Consider the following 739-nt stretch of genomic DNA (forward strand, 5'->3'; position numbering starts at 1 on the left):
CTTTCGCCACACCAGTTCAAGGTGCAAGGCATGGACGTCAGCCCCCTGTCGGTGGAGCGGGCGCGGCGCGGGGTGTATGGCAAGAATTCCTTTCGTGGCCAGGACCTTGAGTTTCGTGAGCGGCACTTTTGCGCTGAGGAGGACGGCTACCACGTCGCCGACCGGGTGCGTGAACAGGTGCGGCTGCAAGTGGGTAACCTGCTGGACCCGCAATTGCTGGCCAATGAGCCGACCTATGATTTCGTGATTTGCCGCAACCTGTTGATCTACTTCGAACAGCCAACCCAGAAGCAGGTGTTTTAATTGCTCAAGGGCCTGACTCACGTTGAGGGTGTGCTGTTTATCGGCCCAGCCGAAGGCAGCCTGCTGGGGCGCCTGGGCATGCGCTCGATTGGTGAGCCGCAGTCGTTTGCATTCAGTCGTCATGCCGAAGTCGCGCCTGAGCCGGTCTTTGCCCCAATACCGCCTCCGGTACCCCAGCGCAGTGCTGCACCGATCCCCACCAAACCCCGACCGTTCAGTGCATTCGCGGCGCCGGTGGTACCGATCAAGCCTGCGCCCGAGCACTCGGATGCCGCCGATCTGCTTGGTCAGATCGCGACCCTGGCCAATGAAGGCAAAAGCCTTGCGGCCCGTGCTGCCTGCGAGCGCTACCTGCAGAACCATCCACCGGCGGCCCAGGTGTTCTACTGGCTGGGCGTGCTCAGTGATGTGGCGGGTAGCGCCCTGGAAGCCGAGG

General features: G+C 62.5%; 2 protein-coding genes. Both read left to right on the top strand.

Annotated elements, in window-relative coordinates; genetic code table 11:
• Nucleotides 1–303, top strand: a 303-nt coding sequence (locus ASU03_RS21300; RefSeq protein WP_331456683.1) for a CheR family methyltransferase, incomplete at its 5' end; no start/stop codon positions are given.
• Nucleotides 304–739 (top strand): hypothetical protein (locus tag ASU03_RS21305; RefSeq protein ID WP_197411336.1); only part of this gene is annotated, 436 nt, incomplete at its 3' end. It lies immediately after the preceding gene.

Source organism: Colwellia sp. TT2012, assembly GCF_001440345.1.
Lineage (GTDB): Bacteria > Pseudomonadota > Gammaproteobacteria > Enterobacterales > Alteromonadaceae > Colwellia.